The organism is Streptomyces sp. NPDC005181, from assembly GCF_040608395.1.
Lineage (GTDB): Bacteria > Actinomycetota > Actinomycetes > Streptomycetales > Streptomycetaceae > Streptomyces.
Map to the genome: position 1 here is coordinate 115,197 of NZ_JBEXID010000005.1, position 13,660 is coordinate 128,856.

The following is a 13,660-nucleotide window of genomic DNA, read 5'->3' on the forward strand; positions in this document are numbered from 1 at the left end:
GCGCACGCGGCCGCGCGGAGCACCGGCGGCGGAACCGGCCGGTACGACCCGGACATGTGCCGATCCCGGTCGTCGACCTGGCTCGGGGCACCGGGCTCAGCCGCAACCGCACCTTAGGAATGCGGCAATGTACGGGAAACACATTCAACAGAAAGTTGACCCGCTGCCGCGTCACCGCTCCCCCACGCTCGAACACGGCTGTCCGTCCGCGCTCACGCGCACCCACCCGTTCCTCGCGCGCACCCGCCCGTCCCCCGCCCCATTCCGGAGGCATCCGTGTCACAGCCACCGTCCCCGTCCGCCCCCGCCCGCCACCCCGTCGACCAGGTGCTGCCGCCCACCCGGCTCGGAGTTCTCGGTCTGCAGCACGTGCTGGTCATGTACACAGGCTGCGTCACCGTCCCCCTTGTCTTCGGCTCCGCCGCCAAGCTGGACACGTCCACCATCGGGCTGCTGATCAACGCCGACCTCCTGGTGGCCGGCCTGATCACGCTGATCCAGGCGCTCGGCATCGGCAAACTCCTCGGCGTACGGCTGCCGGTCGTCGCCGGAGCCACCTTCACCGCGGTGACCCCGATGATCCTCATCGCGGGCGAGTACGGCATGCAGGCCGTGTACGGCTCCATGATCGCGGCAGGCGTCTTCGGCCTGATCGTCGCCGTGCCCTTCGCCCGCGCCGTACGGTTCTTCCCGCCGCTCGTCAGCGGTTCGGTCATCACCGTCATCGGTCTCTCGCTCATCGGAGTCGCCGCCGGCCTGATCGCCGGTCTCGACCCCACCGCCAAGGATTACGCCGCCCCCAGCCACCTCGCCCTGGCCGGCGGCATCATCCTGCTCATCATCGCCGTCAGTCGTTTCACCCGCGGCTTCCTCGCGCAGATCGGCGTACTCCTGGGCCTGGTCGGCGGCACGCTCGTCGCCGTTCCGATGGGCCTGACCGACTTCTCCTCGGTCGGGCACGCCGACTGGCTGGGCGTCTCCTCGCCGTTCCACTTCGGCGCCCCGCAGTTCCCGACAGCCGCCGTCATCTCCATGTGCGTCGTGATGCTGGTGACGTTCACCGAGTCCACCGCCGACATGCTCGCGGTCGGTGAGATGACCGGTCGCCCGCTCTCCAAGCGCGACTTGGCCCGGGGACTTGCCGCCGACGGCGTCTCCGGCATCCTCGGGGGCATCATGAACGGCTTCCTGGACACCGTGTTCGCCCAGAACGTCGGGCTGGTCGGCATGACCAAGGTCCGCAGCCGCTACGTCGCCGCCGTCGCCGGAGGCATCCTGGTCCTGCTGGGCCTGGTCCCCAGGCTCGGCGAGATCGTCGTCTCGCTCCCCGGACCGGTGATCGGCGCGGCGGGTCTGGTCATGTTCGCCACCGTGACCGCCGTGGGCATCAGCACCCTGCGCAAAGTGGAGTTCGAGGGCACCAACAACCTGCTGATCGTCGCTGTCTCCATCGGGATCGGCATGCTCCCCGTCGTCGCGCCGTCGATCTATCACGCCTTCCCGGCCTGGGTCCAGATCATCGGCGGCAGCGCCATCACGAGCGCCACTCTCGTCGCATTCCTGCTCAACCTGCTCTTCAACCACACCCCCGGCCGCGGCGGGTCCGCGACAGCCGAGCCGGTTTCCGCCACGGATGAGACCACCTCCGCCCCGGCCTGACGAACCCTGAGCGCCGAGCCCCGCCGCCCCCTCGGTGACGGGACTCGGCGGTCCGCCGACGCCGATACGGCGAGGCCCAGCGGCCTCGCCGTATCCCGTGCATGGTCTGCCCGTCAGGCGTTGAGGACACCAGCGCCCAGCAGAGCGAAGAGCAACACGCCCACGATGACGCGGTAGATGACGAACGCGTTGAACGAGTGCTTGGCAACGAACTTCAGCAGCCAGGCGATCGAGGCGTACGCGACGAGGAAGGAGACCACCGTGCCCACGGCGAGCGGGACCGCGCCCACCCCGCCGCCGACCGCGTCCTTCAGCTCGTACAGCCCGGCGCCGGTCAGAGACGGGATACCGAGGAAGAACGAAAGGCGCGTCGCGGCGACCCGGTTGAGGTCCAGGATGAGCCCGGTGGACATGGTGGCGCCCGAGCGGGAGAAGCCGGGGAAGAGGAGCGCCAGGATCTGGGAGCAGCCGACCAGCATCGCGTCCTTGAACGTGGTGTCCTCCTCTCCGCGCCTGTGCCGGCCCATCTGGTCGGCCGCCCACATCACACCGCTGCCGACGATCAGCGATCCGGCCACCACCCACAGCGAGGCGAGCGGTCCTTCGATGAGCGGCTTCGCGGCGAGTCCGACGATCACGATCGGGATCGTGGCGTAGATGACCCACCAGGTGAACTTGTAGTCGTGGTTGTCCCGTTGGTCGCGGTGGGCCAGGCCCCGTACCCACGCGGTGAGGAATCGGGCGATGTCCCTGAAGAAGTAGACGAGGACGGCGGCGATCGCACCCACCTGGATGACGGCGGTGAAGGCCACGACGGCCTTGTCGTCCACCGGGATGCCCATCAGCCCTTCGGTGATCTTCAGGTGTCCGGTCGAGGAGATCGGCAGGAACTCGGTCACCCCCTCCACGATCCCGAGAACGATGGCCTGTCCGATGGTGATGGCGCTCAAGTGTTCCGTCCTTGCGAAGCATTCGGTGGGATGACGGTGGTGGGGCGGTGCGGTGCTGCTCTCGGCTCAGAGCCGGAGCTCCGAGGAGCGAGGCCCGGACAGCCGCCGGCAGCCGGTCGGCAGGTGCACCGGTCCCGGGCCCGGCAGTGACCTGGGCCCGGGCGTGTGACGGGGCATGGGATTCCTGTCATGGCGGCGGGCGTCACGGGGCAACGAGCATGCGTGGCACACTCGGGGAAGGCCATTGTCTTCTACGCGCGCGTAGAAGACGGGTGTGACTGTAGAGGATGAGCGAGGAGGCAGCCAACGGTGGATGCGGTCGAGCCTGCCGGAGCACACGAGACGGACGGCCGCCTGGCCAACGGGAAGCGGGAGGCCGAGGTGCTCGCCGTGCTCCGGTCGGCGCAGGAGTCGCTCACCCCGAGGGCCGTACGCGACGTCATGGACGACGACTTGTCGTACAGCACCGTGGTGACCATCCTGACCCGGCTGTACGAGAAGGACGTCCTCACCCGGGTTCCGCGAGGCCGGGCCTTCGCCTACGCGCCCGCGACCGACGAACCGGGCTTCGCCGCCCGGCGGATGCGCCAGGCCATGGAGGAGGTACCGGATCGCGAGACGGTGCTCACCCGTTTCGTGGACGACCTGTCGAGCGGCGACGAGGCGCTTCTGCGCCGCCTGCTGGGCGGCGACCTCGACTCCGGCCGGTAGGGCCACGGAGGCTGCCATGCATCTCGCCATCTACCTGCCGCTGTTCTTGCCGCTGCTGGCGGGGCCCGCCGCCCGGCCGCTTGCCGACCGGCTGGAACCGCGGCTGGCCACCTGGGTGCTGACCACGGCGTCCGTGGTGCTGGCTGCGGGCAGTACGACGGTACTCGGCCTGCTCGCCCTTGCCGGTCTGGTACGTATCCCGAGGATCGCCCAACTCGCCGATCTGTCACCGGCAGTGCTGGGACGCGACGATCCGGCGCGGGTGCCGGTGGCCTTGTTGGCGGCGGTGCTGCTGCTCGCCGTGGCCGTGGTCACCTCCCGTTTCCTCGTCCGCCGGGTGCGGGCGGTGTGTGCGGCCGTTCTGGAATCCGCATGCTTCCCGGGCCAGGATCCGCTCGTGGTGATGGAGGAGTCGGCCGCCGACGCGTTCGCGATCCCCGGGCTGCCCGGCCGCATCGTGGTCTCGACGGGCATGCTGGCCACGCTCGACGAAACCGAGCGCGCAATCCTGTTCGCGCACGAGCGGGCGCATCTGCGCGCCCACCACTATCTGTTCGCTGCGACCGCCCAACTGGCCGCAACAGCAAACCCGTTGGTACGCCCCCTGGCGGCTCAGGTCTCCTACACGGTGGAGCGGTGGGCGGACGAGGTCGCGGCAAGCACAACCGGCGACCGGCGGCGGGTGGCGGTCACCGTGGGAAAGGCGGCGCTGGCGACAAAGCGCTCGGGCGGTCCGCGGCGACTGCCTGCCGCGGCCCTGGGACTTCTCGGCCGCCGGGACGGGAAGCGCCGGGTGGGCGGGGCTCGGACCGGGCTGGACAAGGCGGGGCCGGTGCCCCGGCGGGTGGCCGCGCTCCTGGCCCCCGTACCGACGGGCGGTACGTGGCGAGCGGCGGCCACGGCTGCCTACCTCGCGGCCGCCGTCCTGTGCACGGTCGAAGCCGCCGAGGATCTGCATGAGGTACTGGAACGGGCCAGGGGCGGCTGACCGGCAGGCCGCCGGGCCGCGGCCCGAGGAGGCGTACCGCGTACGGGTGGGCCGTCAGTGACTGCCGTTGAGGCTCGGCAGGGCAGCGGAGAGCTGAACACGACCGGGGGCTCGTAGACCCCGGCCCTGGAGGCCGGCCGCGATGTTCCGGATCGCGGGGAGACGGGCGAGCAGCGCCTCGCCGGGGCAGTCGGTGGCAAAACCGTCGCGATGGGCGGAGATGGCATAGAAGCTGGCCGAGGTGCCCTTGGGGTAGCGGCTCTTGTCATTGGTGGACGTGAGTCGCACCTTGCTGCGGGGGTCGACACCGCGCAGGCCGAGTTTCCAGGCGGCAAGGGCGGCGATCGCGTGTTCCATGGGAGCCGGCACCTTCGTCCCTCGTCCGAAGGTGCCGATCGCCGCGATCCCCGCAGTGCCCCGGTTGAATCCCAGGGTGTGGGAGCCGACGACAGGGCGGTCGACACCGCCGGCGCGACCTTCGTAGATGGTGCCGCATCGGTCGACGAGGAAGTTGTAGCCGAAGTCTCCCCAATCCTGGTCACGGGTCTGGCCCGTGTACAGGTTGCGCAGGATGCCTGGCACGTCAGCGCAGTCGTAGTCGTTGGGGGTGTCGGTGTGGTGAATGAAGATCGCCGTCACCCCGTTTGCGTAGTGCGCCCGGGGATCACGCTTGGTCTCGTCGGCCCGCCACTGCGCGCGCGCCACAATGGTGGGGCGAAGCGCTGCATGAGGGAACGCCACCGACATGGCTTTCAGAGCAACGACTGACCGCGCGGAATCGACGGCCGGCTCCAGAACCGCACCGGCCGACACCGCCGAAGCAGGGCTGCCCGGCAGCGTCCCGCCGACGACGCCGGCCATCGTCACCCTGGCAGGTGCCGCCACGAGTGGAACTGCCGCTATGGAAGCCGTAAGGGGCAGCACTATTCGCCACATACGCACAGGGGCCTTCTTTCCTTTTCGCCGAGCGGGCGGCGGTGGCACGTACGCCCATAGCCTTGCGGCAGGAGGTTCGCTGCGCGCGCCGGACTACTGCATGCAGGCGAGCACGACGGAGCCGACCTCGGTGTGAGCCCGACGGCAGTCGGAGGCTGGTCCGATCGGTCGGTTGCGGGCCCGCCGGAACGGGCGCGGAATTGGCCCGGCGGGGCCGCCGCCGCGGGACGGTACCCGCGGCGGCGGCCGGTTCCGGCTCAGCTCAGCCGGGTGGTGGCGTATACCTCGATGGCGTCCCGCTGGTACGCGGCCAGGCCGGGCGCGACCGCCTCGTATGCCGCGCGCCACTGCTCGTTCTCCACGCAGGACCGCCCGATCGCGCGGTACTCCTCGGCGGAGACTGCCCGCAGCTCGGCCAGGGCCCGGTACTGGGCGTCTGCCTCGGCCTGCACCGGGGCGGCGTCGGCGGGCGTGCCCGCGGATGTCCGCTTGCACGGCGCTGCGCGCCCGGCCGCAGACCAACGTGCCTCACTACTCGCCGGGTTCCGCGCTCCTGAGGGTTGCGGCGGAGGAGGCGGAGGACATGAGGGGGCTCGCGGTGGAATGGGCCGGCGGCCGCCGGGCGCCGCCCATGAGGGCGGCGTCCGGCCCGGGCGGCACCGGAACCGGGGGATGTCGGTGCCGCCGCGCGGGCGCTGCGGAGGTCAGCGCTCGCTGTCGAGGTGATTCATCAGGGGCGCGGCGTAGCGCGCGCCTGCCGCGGAGCCGGCCGGGACGGCCTGCTCGATGACGGCAAGATCGGCCTCGGTGAGGGTCACGGTCTCGGCGCCGAGCGCCTCGGTCAGCCGCTCACGGCGGCGGGCGCCGACCAGCGGCACGATGTCCTGCCCCTGGGCGGCGACCCAGGCGATGGCGATCTGGGCGACGGTCGCGCCCTTGGCCTCGGCGATCTTCCGCAGCGCCTCGACCAGGGCGAGGTTGCGGTCGAGGTTGTCGCCCTGGAAGCGCGGGCTGATGCCGCGGAAGTCGTTGGCGGCGAGCTTCCGGTCACTGGTGAAGTGGCCGCTGATCAGACCACGGGACAGCACACCGTACGCGGTGATGCCGATGCCCAGCTCACGGGCGGTGGGCAGGATCTCGTCCTCGATACCGCGCGAGATCAGCGAATACTCGATCTGGAGGTCGGCGATGGGATGCACGGCCTGGGCGCGGCGCAGCGTTTCGGCGCCGACCTCGGACAGGCCGATGTGGCGGACGAGACCGGCCTGGACCATCTCGGCGATGGCGCCGACGGTCTCCTCGATCGGCACGTTCGGGTCGATCCGGGCGGGGCGGTAGATGTCGATGTGATCGGTGCCGAGGCGACGCAGGGAGTAGGCGAGGAAGTTCTTCACGGCCTCGGGACGGCCGTCGTAGCCGCTCCAGCCGCCGAGGGCGTCGCGCAGCGCGCCGAATTTGACGCTGATCACGGCGTTCTCGCGGTTGCGTCCGCGCAGGGCGTCACGCAGCAGCAGCTCGTTGTGGCCCATGCCGTAGAAATCGCCCGTGTCGAGCAGCGTGATACCTGCGTCGAGAGCGGCGTGGACGGTGGCGATGGACTCGGCGTCGTCGGCCGGTCCGTACAGGTCCGACATGCCCATGAGCCCCAGGCCGAGGGAGGAGACCGCGGGGCCGTCGGTGCCGAGAATGCGGGTGTTCACAGAGAGCGATCCAATCGTGCGTTAACGTCGATAACGAGAATACGTTATCAGCGATGTCATCGATGCTAACAGGCTTCGGGTAGCGTTGATTCCATGACCGCCGAAAAAATCTCCGAGAGATCCGAGAGGAGCGCCGGCACCCGGGACCGGATCCTCGCCGCCGCCGCGGAACTCCTGGCCGAGGGCGGCAGCGACGCCGTCTCGACGCGAGCCGTGGCTCAGGCCGCCGGTGTCCAGGCGCCCACGCTCTACCGGCTCTTCGGCGACAAGAAAGGACTCCTGGAAGCCGTCACGGCGTACGGCTTCGAGCGCTATCTGTCGGACAAGCAGTCGCTGCGGGCCACCGGCGATCCGATCGAGGACCTGCGGCGCGGCTGGGACCTGCACATCGACTTCGGGCTGAGCCACCCGTCGTTCTACGTGCTGATGTACGGCGCCGCGCGGCCGGGCGAGCGCCCCGCCGCCGCGGAAGAGACCTATGCGGTGCTCGTCGGCAAGCTGGAGCAGGTGGCCCGGGCGGGACGCCTGCGCGTTCCGGTCGCCGCCGCCGCCCAGATGATCCAGGCCGCGAGCGTCGGTGTCGCGCTCACGCTGATCGCCGATCCGGCCGGCGCACGGGACAGCGACCTGTCCGCCCGCACACGCGACACCGTGCTCGCCTCCCTCACCACGGGTCCGCAGCCCGCGAACGATCTGGACACGCCCGCCGCAAGGGCGATCGCCCTCGCCGCCGTCCTGCCCGAGCTCTCCCATGCGCTCTCACCCGGCGAGGCCGTGCTGCTCCGCGAGTGGCTCCAGCGCCTCGCGACCACGAGTGGGACCGCGACGACGACCACGTCCGCGACCGGGCCCGCGGCCGGCGGCACGCCGCGCTGAGCCCCCCGCCGAGCCGCGATCGCTGTCGTCGGCGGTCGCGGTCGCGGTCGCGGTCGGACGCACGAGCCGAACAATCCGAGCAGCACCCGGCCGTCACGGGTTGTCAGGAGCAGACGACCAGTCCGGCCGCGTCCACGCTGAACAAAGCCCGCCCGACGGCGATCCGTCGGTCCCGGTCGGGGCCGGGGCGCACCAGGAGGTCCAGTGAGCGGAGCAGCGCGATCTCGTCGGCAGCATGCTCGGTGAGGCCTGCGGCAGCCATCTCGCTGACGCCCTCGGCGCCGTGGCCGGTGATCGGCCGGTATCCGACGACCGGTACGCCGGCGGCGAGGGCCTGCTGGGCCGTCTGCCCCGCGGCGTTGTCCACCAGAGCGCTCGATGCGGCCATGAGGTCAGGCAGGTCCTCGACCCAGCCCAGCGCCAGAACACCGGGGAGCATCGCGGCGCGGGCCCGCAGTTGTTCGTCCTGGCCGCACAGCAGCACCGGGATGTGGCCCGTGCCGGCGAGCAGGAGCGCCGTGTCGGTGAGCCCGTGTCCCACGCCCCAGGCACCGGCCGAAATCAGCACGGGCGGGCGGCCGGGGCCGCGCCGCGCGAACTCCCGCGCCCAGCGGGACGACTGCCTGCCCGGGTGCTCATGGCCGGCTGCGGCGAAGGCTGGGGGCACGACCGGCCCGCACACCTCCGCCGGGCGTCCCGACGTGGCGCGGGCTCGTGCCGCGGCGGCCTCGGTCAGGCACAGGTGCAGGTCGTTTCCGGGATGGAGCCACTGCCGGTGCACGGCGAAGTCGGTGACCACGACCGTGCTGGGCGGGCAGACACCGCCCTGGGCCCGCAGCCGCCCCGCGACCTGAGCAGCCTGGTGGAAGGTGGAGACGAGCGCGTCCGGTCGCCAGCGCTCCACGACATTTCGCAGGCGCGGCTCCAGGACTGCGGCCAGCGGCCCGGTGCCGGTCGCCCGGCTCCTCCGGTCGCCCGGGTCTCCGCGGTCGCGGAAGAATGCCGAGTAGACCGCTCCGTAGGCCCATGGACAGCGGCGGAGCGTCGTGCGGTAGGCGGCGCGCAGCCCGCGCCCGGCGCCGGGGGGCAGCATGTCGAGGAGGTCCACACATGCCATCAGATGGCCGCCGGACCGCAGCCGCCCGGCCAGTTCGGCGGCGACGGCATCGTGTCCGGCGCCCATGCTCGCGCTGACGATCAGAATCCGACGTCCCATTCTTGGATAGTCCTCTGCATGGATCTTCCGCGCATGGCGGCCGGTGCACCACACCCGGACGGGCAGGCCGTTAGCCCAGTGAGGTCGCGCGCGTTTGCCGGTGCCTCGGTTGCATGAAGGATTACTCGATACGGGCCGGTCCGGGCGGTGCTTCGAGAGCACCAGGATGACGGCGGCCCCGGAGGACGGAAGGCCCATGCGCAAGAGCCCCCTACCCCGCGGCACCCCCGCAGCCGAGGCCGACGCGACGCTGCCGGCGGCGGCCGGTCCGCCTGCCCGCAGGCCGCGGCCGGTCGTGCTGATCACCGGGGCCTCCTCCGGAATCGGAGCCGAAGTCGCCTCACGGCTCGCAGCCGGCGGCCGGTGGGAGCTGCTGCTGAACGGCCGGGACGAAGCCCGGCTCGGCAGTGTCGCCGCCCGCACCTCCGGTGCCGCGCTGCCGATGGACCTGGCCTCCGAGGAGGGCTGCCGCAGGCTGGTCGAGGATGCGCTGGCGCACAGCGGCAAAGTCGACGCACTCGTCGCCGCAGCGGGTCTCGGCTGGGCGGGCGCCTACACCGACATGCCACCCGCCACCGTGGACCGCCTGGTGAGTGTCAACGTCTGCGCCGTTCTCCACCTCGTTCGCCTGGTGCTGCCGCAGATGGTGTCCCGCGGGTCGGGCCGACTGGTGCTGATCGGCTCTGTCGCCGGCCGGTTCGGTGTGCGGGGGGAGGCGGTGTATGCGGCGACGAAGGGCTCGCTGATCGCGTTCGCGGACAGCCTGCGCTACGAGCTCCAGGGCACAGGCGTCCAGCTCTGCCTGGTGCTCCCAGGTCCCGTCGACACGCCGTTCTTCACCCGCCGCGGCACCCCGTACACGCGGTCCTGGCCCCGGCCGGTACCCGCTGGGCAGGTCGCGGCAGCGGTCGAGGAGGCGTTGGCCGGTGGCCGGGACGAGATCTCCGTGCCGCGCTGGCTGGGCGTGCCGGGCCGGGTGCAGGGCGTGGCTCCGCGGCTCTTCCGCAGGCTGGCCATGCGCTTTGGCTGAGCGGGCCCACGGCAACGGACACGCGCGCAGGGTTGGTGACACGTGATCATCGTCTCCGTCGTACTGGCGCTGTTCGCCGCGCTCGGGAACGCGGCAGCCTCCGTGCTGCAGCGCCGCGCTGCGGCGGTCGACCTGCCCGGTCTCCCGGGCAGCCGGCTGTTCGGGAGCCTGGGCTTCATCCGCCGGCCGGCCTGGCGCTGGGGTGCGGGGCTGCTGGTCGTCTCCGGGCTGGCGCAGGCCCTCGCCCTGGCGACCGGGCCACTGGCTGTGGTGCAGCCGGTGATGACGACGGAGCTGCTGTTCACGCTGGTGTTGGCTGCGATCGTCTTCCGGCGGCCGCCCGGGACGCGTACTTGGGGGGCGTTTCTCGGGATGGCACTGGGCCTGGCGGCCTTCCTCCTGCTGGCCAGTCCGACGGGCGGCCTGGAGACCGTGCCGCCGAAGAGGTGGCTGCACAGCGCTGTACCCGCCGCCGCCGTGTCGACCGTGCTGATCGTGGTGGGAATGCGGCTGCGGGGCTCCGCCCGTGCGGCGGTGCTGGGATCAGCGACCGCCATCGGCTTCTCGTTCACGGCGGCGCTGATCAAGGACACGCTCGGCCTGGCGTCCGGCGGGGTCGAGGTGCTGTTCGCGACGTGGCAGATGTACACGGCCGCAGCCGTCGGCCTGGGCTCCTTCCTGATGCTGCAGGTCACGTTGCGGGCCGGCTCGCTGGCGGCGTCGCAGCCCGCGCTCACTCTCGGCGACTCGTTGCTGAGCGTCATTCTGGGCGTCTCGCTGTTCGAGGAGCAGATCGATATGGGCTGGCGGGTGCTGCCGGAGGCTGCGGCGCTCGGGCTCATCGCGTTCGCCAGCGTGCAGCTGAGCAGTTCACCGGTGGTCTCGGGAAAGGACGACCAGCGATGGTAGGAGGCTCCGGCACGGGACGGACGGCGCTGTCGGGCGGCGCTGTGGGTATCGCCGCCGCGATGGCCGCCGCATGGCACATCGGGCCCGCCGCCACCTGGCTGCCGCCCGTACGGAGGATCCTCAGCCCGGCGCTGCACGGACGCGGCCATCCCGCCCACGTGGCGCTCACCTTCGACGACGGGCCGGACCCGGCCAGCACCCCACACTTCCTGCGCGTCCTGGACGCGTATCAGGTGCGGGCCACTTTCTTCGTCGTCGGCAGCTCGCTGGAACGTCACCCCGCCCTGGGCCGGGCGCTTGTGGCGGGTGGTCACGAGGTCGCGGTGCACGGCTGGCAGCACGAGCGCCCCTGGTTCCCCGCGCCGCTGCGCGACGTACGGGAGGTGATGCGCACCGTCGGCGCGGTACAGCAGATCTGCGGGACCGTCCCGCAGTGGTACCGGCCGCCTTACGGCATCCTCACCGGCGGCCGCCTGGCCGCTGCCCGCCGCGCCGGGCTGCGACCGGTGCTGTGGTCGGCCTGGGGCCGGGACTGGACGGCGCACGCCGATGCCCGCTCCGTGCGGGCATCGGTCCTCGCAGATCTGACCGGCGGCGGCACCGTGCTGCTGCACGACGCGGACGGGTGGAGCGCACCGGGTGCATGGCGAGCTGCGCTGGGTGCGCTGCCCGGCCTGCTTGCCGAGTGCCGCCGGCTCGGTCTGACCGCCGGCCCGCTCGCCGAGCACGGCGTCGGGCACGGCGACACCGGGACGTACACGGGCCGGACACGGCGCCATCGTTGAGGGGCGGCTGTCGTGCGGCGCACCCTCTCCGGATGGCCCGCAGCGGAGTAACCGCCCCGCTTTCGACCGACCGCCCCTGACGTAACCGGGCTACAGTCGGCCACGTAGCGAAGCTCTTTTCCCCGGACACTGCCCCCCGGTGTCCGGCCGGACCTAAGGCCCGCCCCCACATTCGGCCTCGCGCCCGGTGCCGGGCCCGCTGCTCAGCGACGTATCGCTACCGATGCTTCTGACGTGGAGCCCTTCATGACCACACCGCAAGATCTGTTGATCGTCGCCTTGGACGTGGTTCCCAGCCGTCCTGTGGAGCAGGGCGATCTGTCGCTTGCGCTCGCGGGAGCCGAGGTGATCGATCTCATCGATGCCCAAGCCCTGACACTGGATGACGACCGCATCGTGCCGAGCGCCCGGTGGACCCTGGCTGATCGCCTGTTGGACGAGGCCGCGTCGTCGCTTGTCCGCCAGATGCCCTACGAGTCGGTCGAGGACTGGCTGTGGCGCCGAGGCCGCGGCCTGTCCTCGGTGTATGTGTCCGCCCTGGAGACGGAAGGGCAGGTCACCCGGCAACACGGCCGTTGGATTCCCACCCGGACCAGCCGGACGGTCCTGGTCGACTCGCCCGCTCGTCGCCACGCGGCGGACCGCTGGACGTCGGGTGAACCCGTCCTCGCGGTCCTCGCGGCTGCCGTCGGGATCCGCGACAAGCCCGCTGAAGACTCCCCGAGCGTGACCGACGAAGCGGTCGAGACGGTGCTCGCCGCCGTCAACAACGCGGTGCTGGAACTGGATGCTGTACGGCAACGGCGCGCCATCGAAGACGCGGCCTTCGACAACATCTGGCGAGGCGACTGACGAGGGTACGGGCGGATGGTGAGCCAATGAAGTCATCCGCCACTCCGAGTTGGCCGCTCGCCTGGCATGCATGAGCGTGGAGAGCTTTCTCAGAAGGGTGCACCCCATGGGATATGCCGAGGCCGGTCCCACCGGCGGTCCCGTGGTCGTCCTTCTGCACGGCTGGCCCTACGACATTCACAGCTTTGTCGACGTGGCTCCTTCGCTGGCGGCGAAGGGCTACCGAGTGATCGTCCCGTATCTGCGCGGCCATGGCACGACACGCTTCCTCTCCAGCAAGACGTTCCGGAATGCCCAGCAGTCGGTGGTCGCTCTCGACATCATCGCGCTGATGGATGCGCTGAAGATCGAGAAGGCGATCCTTGCCGGCTTCGACTGGGGGGCGCGGACGGCCGACATCATCGCAGCGCTCCGGCCCGCGCGCTGCAAGGCGCTGGTCTCGGTGACCGGCTATCTGATCACCAACCGTGAGCGCAACAAGGCACCGTTGGCGCCGGAGGCCGAGTGGACGTGGTGGTATCAGTACTATTTCGCCACGGAACGGGGCCGACTCGGCCTTGAGCAGTACAAGCACGCTTTCGCGAAGCTCATCTGGAAGAACGTCTCCCCGACGTGGCATTTCGATGACGCAACGTTCGAGCGCACTGCGGCGGCCTTCGACAATCCCGATTTCCCGATTGGGTCCCCATCGTGATTCACAACTACCGCTGGCGACTTGGCCTGGCCGAGGGCGACCCGCGATTCGACGGCCTCGAAAAGCAACTTGCCCAGAGCCCTGTCATTCCGCTCCCCACGATCACCCTCGACGGTGAGCTGGATCCCTTCACACCTCCCGGAGACGGCGCCGGTTACCGCGGCCGCTTCACGGGAAAATACGCCCACCGGACTCTGAAGGGCATCGGCCACAACGTGCCGCAGGAAGCTCCCGAAGCCTTCGCCGAGGCTGTCGTCGAGATCGACGGCTTCTGAATCGGGTCACCTCCTGTCCACGGCGGATTCCAGCCGCGCCGCGGGCGCGCAGGGCAATCCGGTGCAGACTCAAGTGGGT

Annotated in this window: 12 protein-coding genes and 2 pseudogenes; 9 read left to right on the plus strand and 5 right to left on the minus strand. The window is 70.9% G+C overall.

The genetic code is table 11. The annotated features are described in order from the left end of the window. Nucleotides 1-276 precede the first annotated feature (276 nt). On the plus strand, nt 277-1,659 hold the full coding sequence (locus ABZV38_RS05605; protein WP_356324851.1) for a nucleobase:cation symporter-2 family protein: 1,383 nt from the start codon (nt 277-279) through the stop codon (nt 1,657-1,659). A 113-nt stretch (nt 1,660-1,772) separates the two neighbouring features. On the opposite strand, the gene ABZV38_RS05610 is transcribed toward ABZV38_RS05605, so the two are convergent. Further along, nucleotides 1,773-2,609, minus strand: a complete 837-nt coding sequence (locus tag ABZV38_RS05610; protein ID WP_356324853.1) for an undecaprenyl-diphosphate phosphatase — start codon at nt 2,607-2,609, stop codon at nt 1,773-1,775. A 309-nt stretch (nt 2,610-2,918) separates the two neighbouring features. Here ABZV38_RS05610 and ABZV38_RS05615 point away from each other — a divergent pair, with 309 nt between their 5' ends. Next, nucleotides 2,919-3,320: a BlaI/MecI/CopY family transcriptional regulator gene (locus ABZV38_RS05615; RefSeq protein ID WP_356324855.1), complete on the plus strand. Its 402-nt coding sequence runs from the start codon at nt 2,919-2,921 to the stop codon at nt 3,318-3,320. A 16-nt stretch (nt 3,321-3,336) separates the two neighbouring features. Further along, the gene (locus tag ABZV38_RS05620; RefSeq protein WP_356324857.1) at nt 3,337-4,308 is read left to right on the plus strand and encodes a M56 family metallopeptidase; all 972 of its coding nucleotides are present in this window, start codon (nt 3,337-3,339) and stop codon (nt 4,306-4,308) included. A gap of 54 nt (nt 4,309-4,362) precedes the next feature. Here the strand turns inward: ABZV38_RS05620 and ABZV38_RS05625 are convergent, their stop codons facing one another. The 3 genes and pseudogenes from ABZV38_RS05625 to ABZV38_RS05635 all read right to left on the minus strand — a co-directional run bounded on the left by ABZV38_RS05625 (nt 4,363) and on the right by ABZV38_RS05635 (nt 6,944). After that, nucleotides 4,363-5,169 (minus strand): peptidoglycan recognition protein, encoded by an 807-nt coding sequence (locus tag ABZV38_RS05625; RefSeq protein WP_356324859.1) that lies wholly within the window; start codon nt 5,167-5,169, stop codon nt 4,363-4,365. 332 nt (nt 5,170-5,501) lie between these two features. Then, a pseudogene (locus ABZV38_RS05630) lies at nt 5,502-5,726 on the minus strand (TipAS antibiotic-recognition domain-containing protein); the annotation flags it as partial. Between the two features lie 222 nt (nt 5,727-5,948). Continuing rightward, entirely contained in the window at nt 5,949-6,944 is a 996-nt protein-coding gene (locus ABZV38_RS05635) for an aldo/keto reductase (protein WP_356324861.1), read from the minus strand. Nucleotides 6,945-7,037: 93 nt separating this feature from the next. On the opposite strand from ABZV38_RS05635, the gene ABZV38_RS05640 reads away from it, so the two are divergent. Continuing rightward, entirely contained in the window at nt 7,038-7,820 is a 783-nt protein-coding gene (locus ABZV38_RS05640) for a TetR/AcrR family transcriptional regulator (RefSeq protein ID WP_356324863.1), read from the plus strand. A gap of 103 nt (nt 7,821-7,923) precedes the next feature. Here ABZV38_RS05640 and ABZV38_RS05645 read toward each other — a convergent pair whose 3' ends face one another. Continuing rightward, nucleotides 7,924-9,036, minus strand: coding sequence for a galactosyldiacylglycerol synthase (locus ABZV38_RS05645; protein WP_356324865.1), 1,113 nt, complete (start codon nt 9,034-9,036; stop codon nt 7,924-7,926). Between the two features lie 196 nt (nt 9,037-9,232). Between ABZV38_RS05645 and ABZV38_RS05650 the strand changes: the two genes are divergently transcribed. From ABZV38_RS05650 to ABZV38_RS05670, 5 genes and pseudogenes are all read left to right on the plus strand, one after another. After that, nucleotides 9,233-10,066, plus strand: coding sequence for an SDR family oxidoreductase (locus tag ABZV38_RS05650; protein ID WP_356324867.1), 834 nt, complete (start codon nt 9,233-9,235; stop codon nt 10,064-10,066). 42 nt (nt 10,067-10,108) lie between these two features. Next, the gene (locus ABZV38_RS05655) at nt 10,109-10,975 is read left to right on the plus strand and encodes a DMT family transporter (protein WP_356324869.1); all 867 of its coding nucleotides are present in this window, start codon (nt 10,109-10,111) and stop codon (nt 10,973-10,975) included. Further along, on the plus strand, nt 10,969-11,760 hold the full coding sequence (locus tag ABZV38_RS05660) for a polysaccharide deacetylase family protein (RefSeq protein ID WP_356324871.1): 792 nt from the start codon (nt 10,969-10,971) through the stop codon (nt 11,758-11,760). Before ABZV38_RS05655 ends, ABZV38_RS05660 begins: the two co-directional genes overlap by 7 nt. A gap of 246 nt (nt 11,761-12,006) precedes the next feature. Beyond that, nucleotides 12,007-12,612 carry a GPP34 family phosphoprotein gene (locus ABZV38_RS05665; protein ID WP_356324989.1) on the plus strand — a complete coding sequence of 202 codons (606 nt, stop codon included), beginning with the start codon at nt 12,007-12,009 and terminating at the stop codon, nt 12,610-12,612. Nucleotides 12,613-12,682: 70 nt separating this feature from the next. After that, nucleotides 12,683-13,581, plus strand: a pseudogene (locus ABZV38_RS05670) (alpha/beta hydrolase). Nucleotides 13,582-13,660 lie beyond the last annotated feature (79 nt).